This is a genomic window from Vibrio casei, from assembly GCF_002218025.2.
Lineage (GTDB): Bacteria > Pseudomonadota > Gammaproteobacteria > Enterobacterales > Vibrionaceae > Vibrio > Vibrio casei.
Window position 1 is genome coordinate 525,478 of the sequence record NZ_AP018680.1, and the last position, 21,732, is coordinate 547,209.

Annotated in this window: 21 protein-coding genes; all 21 read left to right on the forward strand. The window is 40.3% G+C overall.

The genetic code is table 11. The features are described from left to right. Positions 1 to 6: 6 nt before the first annotated feature. The 21 genes from VCASEI_RS02545 (at position 7) to VCASEI_RS02650 (ending at position 21,727) form a co-directional block, all read left to right on the forward strand. Entirely contained in the window at positions 7 to 1,461 is a 1,455-nt protein-coding gene (locus VCASEI_RS02545) for an MSHA biogenesis protein MshI (RefSeq protein ID WP_089110583.1), read from the forward strand. Then, complete coding sequence (gene pilO, locus VCASEI_RS02550) at positions 1,461 to 2,138, forward strand: type 4a pilus biogenesis protein PilO (RefSeq protein WP_089110582.1); 678 nt, start codon at positions 1,461 to 1,463, stop codon at positions 2,136 to 2,138. The genes VCASEI_RS02545 and pilO overlap by 1 nt, the downstream gene beginning before the upstream one ends. Continuing rightward, positions 2,131 to 2,454: an MSHA biogenesis protein MshK gene (locus VCASEI_RS02555; RefSeq protein WP_089110581.1), complete on the forward strand. Its 324-nt coding sequence runs from the start codon at positions 2,131 to 2,133 to the stop codon at positions 2,452 to 2,454. The genes pilO and VCASEI_RS02555 overlap by 8 nt, the downstream gene beginning before the upstream one ends. Before the next feature lie 15 nt (positions 2,455 to 2,469). After that, a complete protein-coding gene (mshL, locus tag VCASEI_RS02560; RefSeq protein WP_089110580.1) occupies positions 2,470 to 4,113 on the forward strand; it encodes a pilus (MSHA type) biogenesis protein MshL in 1,644 nt (547 codons plus the stop codon). Next, positions 4,113 to 4,958, forward strand: coding sequence for an ExeA family protein (locus VCASEI_RS02565; RefSeq protein WP_089110579.1), 846 nt, complete (start codon positions 4,113 to 4,115; stop codon positions 4,956 to 4,958). The genes mshL and VCASEI_RS02565 overlap by 1 nt, the downstream gene beginning before the upstream one ends. Positions 4,959 to 4,960: 2 nt before the next feature. Beyond that, positions 4,961 to 6,103, forward strand: coding sequence for a tetratricopeptide repeat protein (locus tag VCASEI_RS02570; RefSeq protein WP_089110578.1), 1,143 nt, complete (start codon positions 4,961 to 4,963; stop codon positions 6,101 to 6,103). A gap of 2 nt (positions 6,104 to 6,105) precedes the next feature. Further along, positions 6,106 to 7,833, forward strand: coding sequence for a GspE/PulE family protein (locus tag VCASEI_RS02575; RefSeq protein WP_089110577.1), 1,728 nt, complete (start codon positions 6,106 to 6,108; stop codon positions 7,831 to 7,833). A 9-nt stretch (positions 7,834 to 7,842) separates the two neighbouring features. Next, complete coding sequence (locus tag VCASEI_RS02580) at positions 7,843 to 9,069, forward strand: type II secretion system F family protein (RefSeq protein WP_089110576.1); 1,227 nt, start codon at positions 7,843 to 7,845, stop codon at positions 9,067 to 9,069. Positions 9,070 to 9,119: 50 nt separating this feature from the next. Beyond that, entirely contained in the window at positions 9,120 to 9,524 is a 405-nt protein-coding gene (locus tag VCASEI_RS02585; protein WP_162621009.1) for a hypothetical protein, read from the forward strand. 88 nt (positions 9,525 to 9,612) lie between these two features. Further along, on the forward strand, positions 9,613 to 10,179 hold the full coding sequence (locus VCASEI_RS02590) for a prepilin-type N-terminal cleavage/methylation domain-containing protein (RefSeq protein WP_089110574.1): 567 nt from the start codon (positions 9,613 to 9,615) through the stop codon (positions 10,177 to 10,179). Positions 10,180 to 10,221: 42 nt separating this feature from the next. Next, positions 10,222 to 10,725 carry a type II secretion system protein gene (locus tag VCASEI_RS02595; protein WP_089110573.1) on the forward strand — a complete coding sequence of 168 codons (504 nt, stop codon included), beginning with the start codon at positions 10,222 to 10,224 and terminating at the stop codon, positions 10,723 to 10,725. A 185-nt stretch (positions 10,726 to 10,910) separates the two neighbouring features. After that, positions 10,911 to 11,429 carry a type II secretion system protein gene (locus VCASEI_RS02600; RefSeq protein ID WP_394347153.1) on the forward strand — a complete coding sequence of 173 codons (519 nt, stop codon included), beginning with the start codon at positions 10,911 to 10,913 and terminating at the stop codon, positions 11,427 to 11,429. 65 nt (positions 11,430 to 11,494) lie between these two features. Then, positions 11,495 to 12,049 (forward strand): prepilin-type N-terminal cleavage/methylation domain-containing protein, encoded by a 555-nt coding sequence (locus VCASEI_RS02605; RefSeq protein ID WP_089110572.1) that lies wholly within the window; start codon positions 11,495 to 11,497, stop codon positions 12,047 to 12,049. Continuing rightward, positions 12,039 to 12,644, forward strand: a complete 606-nt coding sequence (locus VCASEI_RS02610) for a type IV pilus modification PilV family protein (RefSeq protein ID WP_238321385.1) — start codon at positions 12,039 to 12,041, stop codon at positions 12,642 to 12,644. Before VCASEI_RS02605 ends, VCASEI_RS02610 begins: the two co-directional genes overlap by 11 nt. Further along, a complete protein-coding gene (locus VCASEI_RS02615; protein WP_089110571.1) occupies positions 12,644 to 13,429 on the forward strand; it encodes a PilW family protein in 786 nt (261 codons plus the stop codon). Before VCASEI_RS02610 ends, VCASEI_RS02615 begins: the two co-directional genes overlap by 1 nt. A gap of 25 nt (positions 13,430 to 13,454) precedes the next feature. Then, a complete protein-coding gene (locus VCASEI_RS02620) occupies positions 13,455 to 13,940 on the forward strand; it encodes an MSHA biogenesis protein MshP (protein WP_089110596.1) in 486 nt (161 codons plus the stop codon). Beyond that, positions 13,940 to 18,283: a DUF6701 domain-containing protein gene (locus VCASEI_RS02625; RefSeq protein ID WP_089110570.1), complete on the forward strand. Its 4,344-nt coding sequence runs from the start codon at positions 13,940 to 13,942 to the stop codon at positions 18,281 to 18,283. The genes VCASEI_RS02620 and VCASEI_RS02625 overlap by 1 nt, the downstream gene beginning before the upstream one ends. 171 nt (positions 18,284 to 18,454) lie before the next feature. Beyond that, complete coding sequence (locus VCASEI_RS02630) at positions 18,455 to 19,498, forward strand: rod shape-determining protein (RefSeq protein WP_086960745.1); 1,044 nt, start codon at positions 18,455 to 18,457, stop codon at positions 19,496 to 19,498. 183 nt (positions 19,499 to 19,681) lie between these two features. Next, positions 19,682 to 20,563 (forward strand): rod shape-determining protein MreC, encoded by an 882-nt coding sequence (gene mreC / locus VCASEI_RS02640; protein WP_086960741.1) that lies wholly within the window; start codon positions 19,682 to 19,684, stop codon positions 20,561 to 20,563. Beyond that, positions 20,560 to 21,048, forward strand: coding sequence for a rod shape-determining protein MreD (gene mreD / locus VCASEI_RS02645; protein ID WP_086960739.1), 489 nt, complete (start codon positions 20,560 to 20,562; stop codon positions 21,046 to 21,048). The genes mreC and mreD overlap by 4 nt, the downstream gene beginning before the upstream one ends. A gap of 73 nt (positions 21,049 to 21,121) precedes the next feature. Further along, the gene (locus VCASEI_RS02650) at positions 21,122 to 21,727 is read left to right on the forward strand and encodes a Maf family protein (protein WP_086960843.1); all 606 of its coding nucleotides are present in this window, start codon (positions 21,122 to 21,124) and stop codon (positions 21,725 to 21,727) included. Positions 21,728 to 21,732 lie beyond the last annotated feature (5 nt).

Sequence of the window (21,732 nt, forward strand, 5' to 3'; positions counted from 1 at the left end):
TAATCCATGAGTATGAACTCATTAATACAAAGACTGACCTCTAAAGGTCCAGCTAAATCAGCACTTAGTATCGTTATATTAAGTGATGGGATTTATTTATCTAAAGTGGATGGTGAATCACAGATTCAGGCTGCCACTTTTCATGAATTGAAAGAGAGCTCTTGGGACTTTGTACTTCAAGCTGCCTTGGATCTGGAGGCTTGTAATAATGTCAATGCAACGGTGACTTTGGGCTCTCATTTCTACCAAAGTTATCAAATAGAAAAGCCAGTAATCCCAAAAGAAGAATGGCCTTTAGCATTGCCCTTTTTGCTAAAAGATCTTATTACAGAACGAGCGGCGGAGATTGTCGCTGATGGTGTGGAAGTTCCTCATAGTACGAAAATACAAGCATACGTGGTTACTAAACGTTTGGTTGAACAAATTCGAGATATTTTAGATAAGAATAATATACATCTTTTACATATTTTTCCTGAAGACCAAGTATGGTCACATACTCGATCCGATATACCTGCCTACATGCTTTTACATCGTTCACATAATAGTGAATTTAAAATAGGGGCTTTTGTCGAACAAAGATCTGTCTTTCAAAGAACGGTTCGAGGAATCGCGCCACCAGTTACTGCGGAATATTCAAATACAATACAGTTAGATGGTTTAGCGTTGGAATTACAACGTTCGATGGACTATTTGTCTTCGCAATTAAAGCAAGTTCAGATTAACAAATTATTTTTGTGTTGCGATGCAGAGGATGAAAATGAATTAAAGCAGGCACTTCAAGAAAGGTTGAATGTTTCTGTTGAGCCCTTACTTCAAGGTGCTGAAGCGCAAAAAAGTGGCCATGTTTTGGCTATTGAATCTTATCAGATTGGTTTGCAAGGCGTTAACCTGTATCCCAATCACCTTCAACCTAAAAAAGAAGTGTTCACTTTAGAACTGGTGGTAAGCAGTTGGATTATTATTACGGCGATCATGTTGAGTATTTATGGTTTTTATAGCTATAAAAATAATATTGCAAGCAAGCAAGTTGCGGTAGAAAAAAAACAAGTGCAACTATTATCTTCACAGGTGACAGAGTTACAGAAAAAATTGGATTTACATCAACCCTTACCTGCCAAAGTTGCTGCCGTTGATCGTTTAAAAGAAGATGTAAAAACGAAACAAGATTCACTGAAAGTTATTAATAGTTTCGATGCCAGTCTTCAAGTGGGGTACTCCGGTATTATGCATGGTCTTTCTACCATTGGTCGCAATGATATCTCGTTAACTCATATTCAAATTGATAACGATAAAATGAATGTTCAAGGTTTAGCTAAATCACCGGCGGTTGTACCTAATTGGGTTCAAAATTTTAAAACAGAAATGAATTTAGTTGGCCGTACTTTTGAAAGCTTATCTATTGGCCGTGATGAAAATGATGTGGTTATGTTTTCCTTACGTTCTCGATCGGGAGATAAGTAATGGATGAGCTGAAGAAACAGTGGACGATATTGAGCGGGAAGTTTTCTCATTTATCTGAGAGAGAAAAATGGTTGACAACCATCGCTGGATGGATTGCGGTGATCTTTTTACTTTTTACTTTTTACTTTTTACTTTTTAGCTTTGTGGTTGAGCCGGCTCAGATAAAAAACAATGCACAGAAAGTTCAATTGTCCTCATTGAAAGGGCAGGCTGGTGAGTTGCATGGAAAAATTGCCGAGATTACGCATAAGCTGAAACAAGATCCGAATAAAGATATAGATAAAGAATACAAGCTATTACGGCAAACTAGTCAGGATTTATCTTTGCGTTTATCGAAAGTTGTCGATAGTTTGGTTACCCCTACAGCAATGGCGACATTACTCGAAAAGGTTCTTGATCAAACGCATAAGCTGAAATTGGTGTCCTTAGTTTCGATGCCAAGTGAACCGATTACTTTAGAAGAATCATCAGAAAACATTGGTTATTACATTCATCCTGTGAAAATTGTATTGACTGGTAATTATTTCGATATTGAAGCCTATTTATCTCAATTAGAACAAATGCCAGTGAAATATTATTGGCGTAGTTTTCATTATGAGGTGCAAGATTACCCACAAGCACAATTGGTGCTTGTGGTGTATACACTTGGTGCTAAAGAGGAGTTTATCGGTGGCTAAAGCTTTATTACTCGGTTTTCTTATCGTATTTTCTAACGGTGTTTTGGCTGAGCAAGACCCTACAGCTCCCTTAGATTGGATGTCAGGTAAATCTGCAAAATTAAACAAGAAAATTTATTACAAAGTACCTACTTTGCAAAGCATCGTTTGTGAGGATAACACTGAGTGTCGAGCTGTGGTGGATAATAAAATAGTGAGCAAAGGGCAAGTCGTTAATGGGTATAAGGTGACGGATATTAATCGTCAACAAGTTGCTTTAGCTCGAGGTTCTAAAACATGGAATTTAGAACTCTTTTCTCAAGTCAAAAAAAACTAAGGTTTCAAGGTTAATATGCGCAAAATAATCTTAAGTATCATGATTGCCTCATTGATGGGCTGCTCTATGGGGCACCGAGATCCTGTTGAAATTAAGCGAGCTTTAAATGAAGCGGCTAACGATAATAGCATGAGCTCTGTTGATGATTTACCTGATTCCGTTCAAGCAGATTTAATGCCCGATGTGGATGGTTCAAAAGAAGGTAGTCATTCTTCTGTTAAGCGTTTTCGAATTCAAGCACAGGCCGTGAATGCTAAGGTATTTTTTGCAAGTTTGGTACAAGGCACAGATTATAGCGTGATTGTACATCCTGATGTTGCTGGACAAGTTACCTTAAACCTTTCGGATGTTACTTTAGATGAAGCACTTGATTCTGTTAGTGATATTTATGGTTATGACATTCTTAAAACAGGCAAAGTGATCCAAGTGTACCCGTCAGGTTTAAGAACGGAAACGCTAGCTGTTGATTATTTGCAATTTAAGCGTAAAGGCTTGTCATTAACGACCATAACAACAGGATCTGTGACATCTGAGTATGATAATAACAACGATAATGGTAGTTCTAATTCGAGTAGTTCGAATGGAAACGATAGTGGCGATAGTACATCAACAGAAACAACTGCGACAGGTGGGACACGCATAGAAACGACCAATAAAAGTGATTTCTGGCCTCAGTTGCAAAAAGCCGTTAAATCAATGATTGGGGATGGTAGTGGCCGAAGTGTGATTGTCTCTCCACAAGCTGGTGTTATTACGGTTCGCGCTTACCCTAATGAACTTCGTGAAATTAAAGCGTTTTTAGGAATTTCTGAAAAACGCTTACATCGTCAAGTTGTTCTTGAAGCCAAGATTATGGAAGTGACATTAAGTGATGGATATCAACAAGGTATCAATTGGTCGAATTTAAGTGGCTCTATTGGTGGAACGACAATTACAGGTGGGACTTCTGGTGGTGGGATCATCCCAGGCTTAAATACTATCGGTGATTTACTTGGTGGCGGTACGAACATGGTGATCAGTGATGGTAATTTTAGTGCCGTGATGAGTTTTATGGCGACACAAGGCGATTTAAATGTCTTGTCGAGTCCTCGTGTCACTGCGGCAAATAACCAAAAAGCAGTGATTAAGGTCGGTGAGGATCAATATTATGTCACCGGTGTGGATGGGGAGGTGGGCAGTGGCGACAACGCAAATGTGGCTCAAAATGTTGAACTCACCCCATTCTTCTCAGGAATATCATTAGATGTGACGCCTCAAATTGATGATAAAGGGAATGTGATGCTTCATGTTCACCCTGCGGTTATTGATGTGACAACGGATAACCGTGTTATTGATCTTGGTGATACCGGGGGGGTATTAACTTTACCATTAGCGAAAAGTTCTATTCGTGAATCTGATTCTGTTGTTCGAGCAAAAGATGGCGATGTCGTTGTTATTGGTGGCTTAATGAGTAGCAGCAGTATCGATCAAACCACGAAAGTACCCTTCTTAGGTGATATCCCTGGCGTAGGGCACTTATTCCGTAATACCAATAAGCTTACCAGGAAAACGGAACTGGTGATTTTATTAAAACCGACAGTTGTTGGTGTTAATACTTGGTCACAAGAAGTTGAAAAGTCTCGTGATTTATTACAGGAATGGTTCCCAGACTCTAAATAATGGTTTATCAATCTTACTTTGGCTTGAGTCAGGCTCCTTTTAACCTGACTCCTACAACGGCACTTTTTCATGGCCTTGAACCTCATTTTGAGGCGATACAAACCGTGCTGAGTGCGATTAATATGGGCGAAGGGATTGTGAAAGTAACGGGTGAGGTCGGTACTGGAAAAACTCTAGTATGTCGTATGTTAATTAATCACTTAAAAGATAGCGTTCACTTAGTGTATCTACCTAATCCTATTTTAAATGGATTGGAGTTAAAGCAATCTGTTGCACGCGAATTGTCATTACAATCGGCTATCGACTCTGTGAATTTGGTTGATGCTATTCATGCTCGACTGCTTGAGATTCATCAAAACGGCCAGACGGTTGTAGCGTTAATCGACGAAGCTCAAGCTTTGAGTGATGAAGCGGTAGAAACATTGCGTTTATTTGGCAATTTAGAAACCGAGCATCGTAAATTATTACAAATGGTGATTCTAGGACAGCCGGAATTGGATGAGAGATTGTCTCAACATAATTTGAGGCAGTTTCGCCAAAGAATTACTTTTAGTGCAAAGTTAAGACCATTAACGTTAGATGAAACAGTTGCTTATATTGATCATCGTATAACGCAAAGTGGTGGTGCTGCTGCTATTTTTAATTTGCGATTAAAAAAATCAATATGGAAAGCGACACAAGGTATTCCACGAATGATCAACCAAGTGTGTCATAAATCGCTATTGATGGCCTTTATGGAGCAAAAACAGCAGATACAAACCCAGCATGTGTTTAGCGCATTGCATGATACGTTTGATGTTAAGAAGCCTAAATATAAGACCCCTTATTTATGGGGTTGGAGTTGAACATGAGTACGATTAATAATGCGCTATCAACGTTAGCAGAGCAGCAATCTCCGATAGATGGTAAGCAAGGGAAATTAGTCAGAGCGAATGTGTCGCCAGTCAAATCATCTCGTTTTGTATGGGCTATAGGTGGTTTTACTTTAAGTCTAGGGATTGGGGCTTGGGCGGTTAACAGTTCTCCAGTTCCTGTCCAAACATCAATTGTTCAATCATCAACTGTTGGTGTTGCTGTGCAACCTTCTTTAGTTGCTGCACAAAGCAATACTAATAAGGTGATTAATCAATCTTATGCGACGATTTATGTTGACCCTAAAGTTGTCAATGAAGAGCTAACTTACGACATGCAGAACACTGGAAAATCAGTTGTCGTTGCTTCCCCTTCCAGTAAAAAACAGCTAATTCAGACAAACGAAGTCAATGTAAATCCCGTACCTATCCAATTGGTTTCGACTAATAATAGTCAGCCTAAAGCATTATCGACACAAGATAAAAAGGCGTCGTCTGCAAGTCGTGCGGTCATGAATGAATCATCGATGAATGTACAGCAAGTTGAATTAACGCGTCGTCAAATGGCGGATAAGTCGATTGACCGAGCGAGCAAAGCATTGGAAATAAATGATTTTGAAGCGGCAAGTACAGAATACCAAGATGCTTTACGTTACGTGCCTACAGATGAAGTCACAAGACGTAAATTAGCCGCTTTATATTATGGTAATCGTCAAGTTCGTAAGTCGGCAGAATTACTAGAATCGGGTATTAAACTGAATAAAAATAGCAATGATCTTCGAATGTCACTTGCGACCATTTTAATCAAAGAAGAACAGCCAGAAGCGGCATTAAGCGCACTTAGCTATATACCCGATAATGTTTCAGAGAAGTACCTTGCTATGCGTGCGGCTTTATCGCAGCAACTTAAGAATAACGACTGGGCACTGCAGAGTTATCAAATGTTAACTAAACGAGATCCTGAAAATGCGCGTTGGTGGTTAGGGCTTGGCATTCAACAAGAGCGTGCAGCACAATCCAACGAAGCACTTGAGTCGTATAATAAAGCGCTCACCATGGTAGGGCTATCTTCGCAGTCTCAGTCTTTCGTACGTGATCGTGTTGCGTTATTGAAATCTCTTGAACAGGGAGTGGAATAACTATGTCTCAAGTTAAGTTACGCAAACGTCTAGGGGACTTATTAGTCGAAGAAAGCGTGATTTCTCAAGAGCAGCTTGATACGGCACTTGGTAGTCAAAAAAATACAGGTCGAAAGCTGGGAGATACGCTCATTCGTCTTGGCTTTTTGACTGAACAAAAAATGCTGACGTTCTTATCACAGCAACTTGGCTTACCTCTTATTGATTTGAGCCGAGCACAAATTGATATTGAAGCCGTTCAAGTGCTTCCTGAAGTTCATGCTCGTCGTCTACGAGCATTAGTGATCGGCCGAAATGGTAATATATTGCGTATTGCTATGAGTGATCCAGCGGATCTGGCTGCTCAAGAATCGCTATTGACTCAGTTAAATAATTACAGCTTAGAGTTTGTTGTCGCTTCAGAAAAGCAGCTAATCAGTTGTTTTGATCGTTTCTATCGTCGCACAAAAGAAATTGCCTCGTTTGCTGAGCAATTGCATGCAGAGCACCAAGGTACTAACGCTTTTGATTTTGCTTTTCAAGATGAAGACAGTGATGAAGTGACGGTGGTAAAACTCATCAACTCTTTATTTGAAGATGCAATTCAAGTGGGGGCGTCGGATATTCATATTGAACCAGATTCTGATGTTTTACGCTTACGCCAACGTATTGATGGAGTGTTACACGAGACCTTACTGAATGAAGTTAATGTAGCGTCTGCTTTGGTGTTACGTTTGAAATTGATGTCCAATATGGATATTTCAGAAAAACGCTTACCACAAGATGGCCGTTTTAATGTTCGAATTCGTGGGAATTCGATTGATGTGCGTATATCTACGATGCCTGTTCAATATGGTGAGTCAGTGGTTATGCGTTTACTTAATCAGTCGGCAGGGATTCAATCATTAGATGAATCTGGATTATCACCAGAGCTTTTAACTCGATTTCGTAAACAATTACACCGACCTCATGGCATGATCTTGGTCACAGGGCCTACAGGGTCAGGTAAAACCACCACCTTGTATGGTGCTTTGGCTGAGCTAAACGAACCTGGTAAAAAAATCATTACAGCCGAGGATCCGGTCGAATATCGTTTACCGCGGGTTAATCAGGTACAAGTTAATTCAAAGATCAACTTGGAGTTTTCAACGATATTAAGAACCTTTTTACGACAAGACCCCGATATTATTCTTGTGGGAGAAATGCGCGATCAGGAAACCGTTGAAATAGGCTTACGGGCGTCACTCACCGGGCATCTTGTATTATCCACCTTGCACACTAACGATGCGGTTGATAGTGCATTGCGTATGATGGATATGGGAGCTCCGGGTTATTTAGTGGCGAGCGCGGTTCGTGCTGTATTAGCTCAGCGCTTGATTCGGAAAATATGCCCAGATTGTGGTGATGACCATCACATTGATGATGCCACCAAGCAATGGCTCGTGAGTCGCTTCCCAAACCAAGCTAATGCTTCTTTTAAAAAAGGCTTAGGTTGTCAGAACTGTAATTTAACCGGTTATCGGGGGCGCATTGGTGTGTTTGAGTTTTTAGAACTGAATCAGCCGATGATGGATGCTCTTCGGTGTAATGACGCCGTTGGTTTTGCAACGAAAGCGCGCCAAGCGGAAGGGTATAAACCGTTGTTAGCATCGGCAATGGAGCTTGCACTAACAGGAACGGTTAGCCTTGATGAAGTAATGGCGCTAGGTGAAGGTGATTTATCTTCCAGCGTTGAACCGATTTTGATGTGAGGAGACTAAATGCCGACTTATCAATATCAAGGTAGAAATGCACAAGGTAGCCAAGTAAACGGGAAGGTCGATGCACCAACTGAAGAGCTGGCAGCGGAATCCTTGTTTTCTAAAGGTGTTATTCCTACGTCTATTATTCGTGGCTCAGGAAAGAACGCGAAAGAGTTTGATTTATCGGACTGGTTTACGCCTGCCATTCCACTTGAAGTTTTGGTTATATTCTGTCGCCAGCTATTCAGTTTAACCAAAGCTGGGGTTCCTTTACTTCGAGCAATTAAAGGGTTAATCCAAAATTGTACTAATAAGCAATTAAAGCAAGCATTAGAAGATGTGAGTGCGGAGTTAACTAATGGCCGGAGCTTATCGGCATCATTGCAATTGTATCCAAATGTCTTTAGCCCGCTATTTGTTTCGATGATTAATGTTGGTGAGAATACGGGCCGTTTAGATGAAGCTTTATTGCAATTAGCACACTATTACGAAAAAGAGCTTGAGACACGTAAACGTATTAAAGAAGCAATGCGCTATCCGATGTTTGTGATTGGATTTATTAGTATTGCAATGGTGATACTAAATACCATGGTTATCCCTAAGTTTGCTTCTATGTTTGCACGTTTTGGTGTTGATCTACCTTTGCCGACTCGAATGTTAATCGCCACTTCTAATTTCTTTGTTGATTATTGGATGCTGCTCATTGCCATTGCTTTTGCCGTGTTATTTGCTTTTAAAGCTTGGGTAAGTCGCTCGGCAGGGCGCGAAAAATGGGATAAATTTCGTCTGCATATGCCGTTAGTTGGCAGTATTGTCAATCGAGCTCAAATGGCACGTTTTTCTCGAACTTTTTCATTAATGCTTCGCGCGGGCGTTCCGATTAATCAGTCATTAGCATTATCAGCAGAGGCATTAGGTAATCGATATCTTGAAGTGAGGTTATTAGAGATGAAAGCCTCAATAGAAGCGGGGGGCAGTATTTCTAACGCCGCGATCAATATCGATGTTTTTACACCATTGGTGATACAAATGATCGCGGTTGGTGAAGAAACGGGGCGGATAGATGAATTATTAATTGAAGTCGCTGATTTTTATGAACGAGAAGTTGATTACGATCTTAAAACATTAACGGCCCGTATTGAGCCTATCCTATTAGTGGTTGTTGCTGGCATGGTGCTGGTGTTGGCTCTGGGTATTTTCTTACCGATGTGGAATATGCTAGATGTGATCAAAGGTTCCGCATAGTGATGAGGATACGAAAGCGTTTACGTTTTTTTGTTTGGTGTATCTTGATTTTGAGCATTATAGCGACTTGGCTGTATGTATGGGATGTAAAAACGAAGCCTGAAGCAGAGAGAGCGGCTTTTATAGTTGCCAAGCGTCAAATATTGAGTAATGCCAACGTTTATCGACAACATTGGATGCTTAATCAGCAGCCCTCTATGATGAATATTGATGGGAGAAGTATTCAATTTACTCGAAAAGGTTGGCCTATAACGATATCAAATAGTCGTCTTGATTGTGATAAATGGCTCGCCTTATTGTGGCCGGATAAACAAATATTTGGTGAAAACTATAGCGTTAAGATGCTTAATCAAAGTTTAGGTGTAATAGGCTGTGAGTATGGATTTCCTCCTGGGCAAGTGATGATATTAACGTTGACCAATGACTCATTCATGGTTGAAATGAATATTAAGTAACTATCGGTTTTTCTTAACTTTAATACACAGTGAAACAACAAGATATGTATAATATTGTACTGATTAATTCAGAATATAGGCAAGAGCGATGAAGAAGCAATATGGCTTTTCTTTGTTAGAATTAATCATTGTTATCGTGGTGATTAGCTTAATTGCCATTATCGCTTTACCTAAATATATTCAAATTGTAGAGGAAGCGAAAAAAAGCAGTATTAAAGGTGTGGCGGCAGCTTACAGTGCCAGTGTCGTTTCAGCTCGCGCTCAATGGGAAGTGGCGAGAAAACCTAAGAGGAAATCAGGACAAGATCAATATAATTATATTGATCTTGATGGTTCTCATTTATGGTTAACAGATCGAACGGCTCCAGGGTTAAGTGATTATATTGAAGGCTATCCTATGTCGGTTAGCGAAGGTTCTCAGCGATACATTGTCTCTATTTCTAATAAAGATTGTGTATTATTGATGGAGGGTTTGTTACAAAATCCACCAGTAACACAAAGCGTGGATGTAGCAGAGGAAGACAAGAAATCCGATGTGCGTTATTTAGCAAAAGCACACTCTAATTCTTGTGTATATTTTCAACAGGAAGGCGCTAAACACTCTTTCCTATATGAAATGAAAACTGGTCGTGTGACCGTGAACTTACAACAATAACTTGTTGTTTGATAAACTTTAAACACATAGAGAGATAATACTATGAAAAAACAAAACGGTTTCACCCTAATTGAATTAGTGGTTGTAATTGTCATCCTAGGTATTTTAGCAGTAACCGCTGCCCCTAAATTTTTGAACCTTCAAGACGATGCAAAAGTCAGTGCGGTGAAAGGTCTTGCTGGAGCAATGAAAGGTGCTGCAGGTATCACTTATGGTAAGGCAGCTATTGCTGGGCTTGATAGTGTTTCTTCTGCAACAAGCCTTTCTATTCCAAGTGTGTCTGGGGGAGTTCAGATCATTTATGGATATCCAACAGCAACAGATTCTGGTATTGCGAAAGTAGTGGATGGTTTAGATACAGATTGGGTTAAAGTATCAAACCCACCTTCTGCAGCAACAAATAGTATCTCTTATGGCTACCAAGGTTTTGGTTGTGTTGCTACTTATACACAAGCATTAGATGCTTATACACCAGCAACGGTAACGGTGAGCACTACTGATGACAATATTTCAAATTGTTCATTAAGTACCGCTACAGGTAACTAATACCCTATTAGTGTAAGTGTTGAGATGTCTTATTTTATATTGAGTCATCTCAACATTTTTAGCTGGTTTTAATAGCGCAACTTATAATAATAATTTATGGTAAATATTAACCATAAATTATAGTCATAATAACTTGAATTAATTACCAATACCTTGGTGGTTATTCATATTCCCAAGGTAGGTCGATGATGAGAAAAATAAATGGGTTTACCCTCATAGAATTGGTCGTTGTCATCGTTATCTTAGGGATTCTTGCTGTGACTGCAGCGCCTAAATTTTTAAACTTACAAGATGACGCAAGAGTGAGTACGCTAAAAGGACTGGCGGGTGCCATGAAAGGGGCGGCGAGTATTGTGTATGGTAAATCCGCGATTGCAGGTATTGAACATTTAGAGAGTTCAACAGTATCGATGGGGAGTTCTTCCATTAATATTGTTTATGGTTATCCGGCGGCAACACCGTCAGACTTAGAAGCGGCAGTGGATGGGCTAAGTTCTGATTGGGTTGTGCTCGATACCGGAGTAACAGAAGTTTTTGGTATTTCGACTAGTTCGGGGACCGTGACCTATGGTTATAATAATTTTGCTTGTGTCGTAAAGTACAGCCAAGCAACAGAAAACCAACCAGCTATTGTGACTATCGAAAATGATACTAAATATGGCGATGTCATTGATCATTGTACTTTGTTCTCGTCGACAAATTGATCAATTAATAATACGGAAATTAACCCCTATATCTTATGTGGCGGTTATTTTTTTAAGGTTAGTGTATGCCTCATAAGTTTAAAGAGCAGCGAGGGTTTACTCTCGTTGAACTTATTGTTGTGATTATTATTATCGGTATTTTATCGGTGTATGCAGCCAGTCGTTTTCAAGGGCCATCTTCTTTTTCCCCTTATGCCGCACAAGCGCAAACCATTTCAGTTATTCGTCAAATTCAGCTTGCCCGTATGCAATCTAATATTCAATCTGGAGCCAGCAATGTTAACTATATTTTATCGGTTAGTCGTGATTGCTTAGGCTCTAAACCTGCTTGCGATAATCAGCCAGATCAAGGCATTGGATTTAGCAGTAAGGTTGAATTTGATAATCAACAAATGAACTTTCAAGTCGAAGCACCTGTTACAGCAGATACCTCTATGATCACTTTTGATCTGCTGGGCCGTCCTGAAGGGCTTTGTGATGCCAATGGGAGCAACTGTGCAGGCCAATATAAAATCACGATTAAAGACATTACCAATACTGTTGAAAGTACTTTTATTTGTATTAATTCTCAAGGATTTGTTTATCAACCGGATTTAGGGAGAGATATTTGTGACAAGTAAATATCGGTCCCCTTTCGTTTCAGTGACTTGCCGACAAACGGGGTTTACTTTAATTGAAAGCATTGTTGCCATGGTTATTATGGGGCTTGCCATGACCGTATTGTTTTCACTTTTTTTTCCTCGTGTTGAGAATTCTGGTATTCCTCAATACCAAGTTCGAGCATCTGCTTTGGGGCAAAGTATGATGAATACGATATTGTCTCGCGGCTTTGATGATAATAGTGATCCTAGTGGCGGAATTTATCGCTGTGATGAAAATGATGTGAATAATCAACCCAATCCGTGTACGACTAAATTAGGCGCAGAGACGGATAAAGGTGAAACCGATGCCAGTTTTTTCAATGATGTGGATGATTATATCGGGTGTTGGTACACCAGCGCATCCAGTAAAGCATTATGTTCATCGCTACCAGAAAAACCGCTGACTGATATATTAGGTAAAGATATTGCCACCCAGTACCCCAATTTTGTCGTTGATGTCACTGTGACCAATATGCAAAGTACCGCACCGCACGTTATGCGTAAAATTAAACTAAACATTTCTGCAAGCCAATTTGAAGCCTTCAAATTAACGGCTTATAGAGGCAACTACTAATGAGCCGGTTGAAGCGAAGCCAGCAACAAGGTTTCACCCTTATTGAGCTCATCGTTACCATGGTGGTCATGGGGATCATGGTTATGGGAATTGCGGGGTTTATTGAACTTGGCACAAAAGGTTATGCAGATACCGTTGATAGACAAGCCTTACAGAATCAAGCTCGTTTCGTGGTTGAAAAAATGACTAGAGAAATACGTCACTCGGTTCCGAATAGTTTTGCTGTGACCGAAGGAGGGAAATGCGTTTCTTTTTACCCTATAAAGTACGCGGGTGCTTATGTCGTGCTGCCTGTTTCGGGAGGAAATCCATTTCGTTTTGTTGTGGTCAGTGCTGAACCCAATTCTGACGATTTAAATGGGTTGAAGCTCGTGGTTAATCCGAATAGGCCTGATGATCTAAATACCGCTAGCAGTAAAAGCATTTTTTTAAGTGGCGTGGTAAAGCTAAAGGATAGTGAGGGCAATGACACGCCGATTTACAGCACACAGACCGAGTCAGACTTTGATGCTGGCAACGTTAATAACTCGGTGGGTAATCGTTTGTATCTTTATAATGAAAAAGTTCAATACTGTATTTCTTCAACAACGATTACGCGTCAAGAAAATGACGAAAAACCTGACCAAATAGGCCAAAATATCACTTCTGGTTCGTTTAATGATGGGTCTGGCAGTGACGGTGTTTCACTTTCTCGTAGTGGTTTGATTCATATGACCCTTTTATTTCAACGTGGTGATGAGAAAAGTCAGTATGATGATGATATTCAAGTGCTTAACGTACCTTAGATTTGAGTGAATAATCGCGATGAAAATGAGCGCCATAAATATTAGGTCTAACCAATATAACCAGTTACCAATCAAACAGTCTGGTAGTGTTTTGATCGTGGTAATCTTTGTGATTGTCGTGATGGGGTTACTCGCAGGTGTGATGGCGCGTTTAGAGTGGTCGAATCAAGATACGCAAACTCGTGAATTATTAGGGACACAAGCTTGGTTTATGGCGCATTCCTCTAACGAGTGGGCATTAACGGAACTCTATCCTTTAGGTGAGTCAGCTGCGAGTAGTCACCTAAAACCGCGTTGTGATGCGATTAATGGAAACTGGGAATCCTACACGCCGACATTAACAAGCAGCGGCCATTGCAAGATCACATCGGTTACTTGTTCTTATCAGAATATTCCAGAAGAGTATGAAAAATATCGTTACTACACGGTTGAGTCTGTAGCGAGTTGTGGTGGAGAAGGGTTGTATCAAGTCGAGCGTGCTCAGCAAGTCGTTGTGAAAGGGATTAAGTGATGGCATTTTTTCGGGCTTTTGTTGCCATTTTCACGTTGTTGGTTTCTTTGGGAACTTATGCTGCTGAACAGTGTAAGGTTAACCCCTCAAATGATTTTAGTGTGTCCGCTAATATTGATAACTATGATGCCTCTGATACATATAATATTTATGCTAAAAAAGCCAATGAATCCATTTTAATGTGGTCAAATAGATCCTCTTCTGCTTATATTGTCGATTCAACTTTAAAGGCAAGTTCTTCATACGATTTACGTTTTAACTTTGAGATGACCGGTAAAAGAGGTAACGATATTACAGGTCAATTAAGTTATTACCGTAAATTAAAAGGCAGTTCTAATTGGGAATTAGTTGAAACAAAAACCTCAACCTTTCATTCGGGAAATAACACCGAAATTAGTTTTAATGGTGATGGACTATCTTGTCAAGCCGGGATGCCAGAGACACCCGTAGAGCCCATACCTGTACCGGATATTTGTACCTATGTCCCAAATACTTTGCAGACAAATTACTTTACCAATGGTGATGATGGTGCACCTTACGGTAACCTATCAATAGCTATCGCAAATGCAGGTGAAGAGAATAAAGTTATCTTGCCTAAAGATGATTCGTTAATGTCATTTTTTAGCGCAGGAGCTGATTATTGTTACTACCCTTCAGCTACAGGCCCCCAAAAATGTAAGCTTAATACTTCCTTGCATACAGAAGGCTATCCCTTAGATTTACAAGATAAATTTACCGGTAATTCACTTGATATTGTACCGGGTACCACTCACACATTATCTTCTGGCGAATATTGGTATAACACAATTAAATTTGGTAGTGGGAGTCAATTATCAATAGATGGCACCGTTGTTATTCACTATAAAACATTCGATTTATCTTCAACAAAAGTAGGGGATAAGATTCACATCAATGATGGTGGGGATAGTAAGAGCTTACTTTTCATTGGGCATGGTTCTACAGCAAGTATTACGACCAGTGATAAAACAGCATCAATTGTTGCTTATGCGCATTTTTATGTTGATAACACAACGTCGCAAGGGTTGAATTTAGGAGGAGAGAATAACTCATTTAATGGCGGGTTTACTGGTAATGCTATCTCCATTTCTGGAAGGAATAATGTGATTAATGGTGCTGGTGGTTGTGGTGATGATGAGAGCAAGCCTCCCGACCCTACACCTAATGATTTTTGCGAGTACTTCCCTGAGCCAGCTCAAAGTTGGGTTACTGCAGGAAGCAGTGATTACTCAAGTTATCCTCCTAGTCAGCTTATTATGAATAATGGTAAGAACGGACAAGATATTGTTGGCTGGACAGAAAGTTATATTGAAGATAATTATATTAAAAATGGTTACTCAGATGGTGAATACGGCACGATAGATGTCCTAAAAATTGGATTTGATGAAACTACTGACCAGAGTAACCTGCATGCTCCCGGCACCTGTGATACAGCTCCTTGTGATACCGGTGGAGCAGATGTCGATACAAGAAAAATAGCACCACCACCACTGCTTAATGTTAGCTTTCCAGCCAATGGTAGTGCTGATGTTGATATTAGCCCACCTTATAATTCCGGTGGGGGGTATGAAATGTGCGATACCTCTGAATTGTGTACTCGTACAACCGATAATACAGGTACAACGGTAACGATTGATGGTGACATCAGTAAATTATCAGTGGCGAGTTATAATGGAGAGCATTACACGATTATCATTGATGGTGTACATACGATAAAAAACCTACAGGTTAACTCTAATAATGTTGATGTTGTATTCAAAGCCAATAGTGTAACAACGGTTGATACGGCGTCATTTACACAGGCTCCAAGTATTACTTTTGAAGATAATGTTCAAATTAAAATACAAACTAGTTGGCAATTAAATAATAGTGTTGCATTTAGCTATGCAAGCGGTGCTCAAAGTAGTTTATTGTATGGACCTGAAGCAACTATCAGGATAACAAATCCTAATATGGCTTTTTATGGTTATATTTTGGCGAAAAATCTTATTTTAAGTAATGACATTACTATTTATGGTGCGATTTCAGCGAATAAGCTTCAAATGGATACAGCCAATTCTCATATTATTTCATCAGGAAAATGTTTCAATCCAACGCCTGATACTAGCTATACCTTGGATGTCACGCCTGATTACCAGTTCGCACTATTATGCCAAGCACCAGAATTAATCTATACGGTTTATGATGAAGATGGCAGGGTGGCGACTGGCTATTCCGGCACCATTACAGCAAGTTATCCTTCCGGTTTAACACCATCCGAACCGACGGTAGGGAGCAAAAACAGTGATTATATTTATACACCCAATCAAGGTATTGTTAAGGTTCCTGTTAAATCTGAGGCACTGGCAGAATACACAGTGAAAGCGCAATTAACTGATGATTCTGGTGTGACTGACTCAGGTAATGTTTTATTTGGCCCTTATCAATTTGATGTTGAGCTCGTGAAAGCAGTAGCGGCGCATCCCACTGCATTTAATGTGCAAGTTCTTGCTTGTAAAAACGATAAAGTAACTCCCGTGAAAGGTTACCGTGGCAATAAAAAGTTAACGGTTTCGAAGGTCAACTTAGCTACACCAACCATGGCTCAAGGTGCTATCAACGGTGACTTAAAAGTTAGCGCGACCGAAAGTAATAACTATAGCGATACGGATGTCACGCTCGAGTTTTCTGAGGATGCGAAAGCGACTGGATATTTAACGTACCAAGAATCCGGTTCGTTAAACTTCCTATTGACCGACCCTAACTTTGTGTGTCCGGCTGATTACGATGGCTGTGAAATCACCAATGATGATCAAACGAAAGAAAATGTCACCACCTTACAAGGTCTCGCCAATGTGGATGTACGTCCGTGGACGTTTGCCATTTGTGAGCCAACTGGTCGGGATATGAATGGGACTTCAGATATTGGCGCAGCGTTTATGCCTGCGGGTGAGTTATTTGGTTTACAAGTGAAACCAATTGTGTGGCAAACCGGAGGGGCTTTAACTGGTGATATTGAGGTGAGCAATTTTTGTAATGCAGCGGTGACACAAAACTTCTTCATTACAGAGGCGCCGACGGCAACGGTTGAAGTGGGTAGTGAATTAGCCACCCCAGAAAATGGCCGCTTAAGTTCAGGGTTAATATCGGAAGATGGCCTAGACCGAGCGCATGATGGTGTCGCGAATAATGGTGATAAATATTACCGCTATGGAAGTCTAAAGTGGCAAGAAGTGGGCAGTATAAAAGCAACCGCAGGCACACTTGCCAATTATTTGGATATGGATATTAACCTTGGTTATAGAAATATTGGCCGCTTTTATCCTCATCACTTAGTCTACGTCTCTAATGATTGGGATTATGCGGCAGGTCATGATGGTTTTGCTTACATGAATCAACCTATTGGTATGAATTATACAATAGAGGCACAAAGTGCTGATGACTTGGCGACTTGGAATTACGGTTTGTTTGCCCAAAGTTTACAAGATAAGTTGGCATTAACGGCGATAAATAGCATCAATGGGCAAAGCTTATTAAGTCGTTTACCCTTAAACGATCAGCCACTGTATGGATGGTATGAAACCTTGAACGGTGGTGAGGTCACTCAGCGTAATGCTCAATATGATGTGCAAGATGACGACTTTCAATTTTATAAACAAGAAATAACGAATGTTCATAATTCTGAATATACTTCAACGCCAGATGGCCCTTATGATTCGACCAATGCGAAGTTTGGTATTGCGGTTATCAAAAAAGTCGACGATGTGGATTTTGATTTTACTGGTCTTGATGCTAGTGACAAGATTACGCTAGATGCGGATGGTGATGGTACTGTTGATATTGGTTTAAAGTTTACCCTTCAACCTGACTTTCGATATGGACGTATGACATTAGACAGTGTCAGTGGTTCTATTGGAGGGCCTATCCAAGTGCCACTGCGTACAGAGTTTTGGGATGGAGAAAGTTACATTTCGAATTCAGATGATAATGGTAGTCAGTTTATAACTAAAGAGTATTGTGGTCTTAGCAATTTGAGCAATAGCGATGCGTATTTGACTGACACCGTGAATACGAATGGGAAGCAAGCGGTGAATTTAGGGAAATCCGATATTGTTCGAGCCGCTCAAACGACGTCTCAAAGAGAGTTTGTACGCTTGTTTTTAAGACAAGGTATTACACAACCAGAGGGAACAATGTGTAGTTGGCCAAATGGAACTCAACCATGGCTTCAATTTAATTGGCGAGATTTTGGAGACGAAGATCCTTCAGCTGTGATCATTTTTGGTGCTTACCGAGGTAATGATCGAATTATCTATCGAGGTGAGCCGAATTTGGTTTCGCATTAATCGCACATATATACAGAGCAATAATGAAATATACCTCTACTTGAGTTAACTTTGTGTAAGAATAAGCACTATTGTTATATGGTTGTAGGTTAAAGCTTGCCGACAGCCCAGTGCATTGGTACATTTAGCACAATTTTATTTCCTTCTATCGCTCTTAGGATAACGAAGAATATGTTCAAGAAACTTCGTGGTATGTTTTCAAATGATCTTTCAATCGATCTAGGTACAGCCAACACTCTTATTTATGTAAAAGGCCAAGGCATTGTCCTTGATGAACCTTCTGTCGTAGCTATTCGTCAAGATCGTACAGGTACGGCGAAAAGTGTTGCCGCTGTTGGTCATGAAGCTAAACAAATGTTAGGCCGTACTCCAGGCAATATTTCCGCTATTCGTCCGATGAAAGATGGTGTGATTGCTGATTTTTATGTTACGGAAAAAATGTTGCAACACTTTATCAAGCAAGTGCATGACAACAGTGTCTTAAAACCAAGCCCTCGAGTATTAGTGTGTGTACCTTGTGGTTCTACACAAGTTGAGCGCCGTGCCATTCGTGAATCAGCACTAGGTGCTGGTGCTCGTGAAGTGTATTTGATTGATGAACCAATGGCAGCTGCGATTGGTGCAGGGCTTCGAGTATCAGAGCCTACAGGGTCAATGGTTGTTGACATTGGTGGTGGTACAACTGAAGTTGCCGTTATTTCATTAAACGGTGTGGTTTACTCTTCTTCTGTGCGTATTGGTGGTGACCGTTTTGATGAAGCAATCATTAACTATGTTCGTCGTAACTACGGCAGCTTAATTGGTGAAGCAACAGCTGAAAAAATCAAGCATGAAATTGGTTCAGCGTATCCTGGCGATGAGGTCATGGAAATGGAAGTTCGTGGTCGTAACCTTGCAGAAGGTGTTCCTCGTAGCTTCACATTAAATTCAAATGAAATTTTAGAAGCACTTCAAGAGCCTCTGTCTGGTATTGTTTCTGCTGTGATGGTTGCTCTTGAGCAATGCCCACCTGAATTAGCGTCTGATATTTCAGAAAATGGCATGGTGTTGACTGGCGGTGGCGCATTGCTAAAAGATATCGATCGTCTTTTAACTGAAGAAACGGGGATTCCTGTGGTTGTGGCCGATGAACCACTAACGTGTGTTGCGTTAGGTGGTGGTAAAGCGTTAGAAATGATTGATATGCACGGTGGTGATCTTTTTAGTGAAGAATAAATCCTTCGCACTTGAAGCTGCAGCTTTATTGGCGGCGTTTATTCGCCGCTCTCTTTATATAAGAAAAGGCCGAGACAAGCCCCTTCTTTTTGATAAATGGGGAGCTGGGAGTCTCATTCACTTTCTTCCTCACTGCTACTTCAATTACATTGGGTTTATAGATAAAGACTACGATTTTTTCGCATGAAATTGATTTTTGGCCAAGGCCCATCCCTACAACTGCGTTTATTTTTCGCTTTAATTTTATCGGCTAGCTTAATGCTAGCTGATAGTCGTTTAGATACTTTTTCAAACGTCCGATATTTACTCAATAGTTCAGTTGCTCCTTTGCAATATGCGGCCAATTTGCCTCGTAGTATGTTTGATGGAATGTATGAACGCTTCAATAATATGAAAACGTTAGTTGATAACAATAATGCATTGAAAAATGAAGTATTAATCTTAAAAAGTAATTTGTTGTTATTGGAGCAATATAAAGAAGAAAATAACCGTCTTCGTCAATTACTCGGTTCTCCTTATATTCGAGATGAACGTAAAGTAGTAACGGAAGTGATGGCGGTTGATTCATCACCTTATCGTCACGAAGTTGTGATCGATAAAGGTCATACTGATGGTGTTTATGAAGGCCAACCCGTAATTAATGAAAAAGGCATTGTTGGGCAAGTGGTGAATGTCTCTGCACACAACAGCCGAGTGCTGCTTCTAACTGACAGCAATAATTCAATTCCAGTCCAAGTCTTGCGTAATGACATTCGTGTTATCGCCGCAGGAAATGGTGATACCGACGCCATTCAACTTGAACATATTCCAACGAGTACCGATATCCGTACTGGTGATTTGCTGGTGACTTCTGGCTTAGGTGGGCGTTATCCTGAAGGTTATCCTGTTGCTTATGTGACGAGTGTTAAAAATGATAATCGTCGCCCTTTTTCTGAAATTGAAGCCAAACCTGTAGTTGAGTTTGAACGTTTACGTTACCTGCTCTTGGTATGGCCAGACCAAGAAAGGCAAAAACAGGCACAGACGGTTGAGCAAGCAGAAAATCAGCAGGTGGTTCAGCCATGAGAAATAATATATTTCGCACTAAACTGATCATTTGGATCTCGTTTATTATTGCCTTGATTTTACAAGCGGTTCCGTGGCCAGGACCATTAGAGATGATGCGCCCGACATGGACTATTCTGATCACTTGTTATTGGATTTTAGCTTTGCCACATCGAGTGAATGTGGGGTCAGCTCTCATTCTTGGCTTAATGTGGGATTTAGTCATTGGAACCACCTTAGGAGTTCACGGTATAGTGATGTCGGTGGTTGCCTATATTGTGGCACTGAATTTCCAGATGCTTCGTAATATGGCACTTTGGCAGCAAGCGGTATTAATTGGCCTGATCAGTATATTGGGGGAGTTTTTAGAGTTTTTTGGCGAATTTATACTAAAAGATGTTGAATTTAACCCGCATTTACTTTGGGCGGGTGCGGTAAACTGTATTTTGTGGCCTTGGATGTTTTTGCTATTAAGAAGGGTCAGACGACGCTGGCAGATGCGTTAAATTCTTATACCTGTTTTTGATTCTCTTGTAGGTTACAAACAGGTATTTCTCAAATAAGTGGTGCTTTATGTCAATGTCATCAAACCAGTCACCAAAACCTACCTTTTTCTTAGCTTCAGGCTCTCCTCGTCGTAAAGAATTACTGACTCAATTAGGATACCAGTTTGATATTGTCGTCCCTAATATTGAAGAACAACAACAAGTTGATGAGTGCCCTAGTCATTACGTTGAACGCTTGTCACGTGAAAAAGCTCAAGCGGGTGTAGAGCTAGCATTAAAAATTTATGGTCAACAAACGTTACCTGTTTTAGGTTCAGACACCATTGTGGTAGTTGATAACCATGTATTAGAAAAACCAATCAATTATTTAGATTGCAAGCGTATGTTGCAGTCTTTATCGAATCGAAAACATCAAGTCATGACTTCGGTCACTGTTGCAACTTCCACTGAATATCAAACTAAAACTGTTATTACCGATGTATGGTTTAAACCGTTAACCGAACAAGAAATAGAAGCCTATTGGCAGACGGGTGAACCATGTGATAAAGCGGGTAGTTATGGCATTCAAGGCATTGGTGGGCGATTTGTTTCCCGAATTGAAGGAAGCTTTCATGCAGTGATGGGATTGCCATTAATGGAAACGGATTTGTTGTTAAATGCATTCCTATCTAATCAATAGACAAA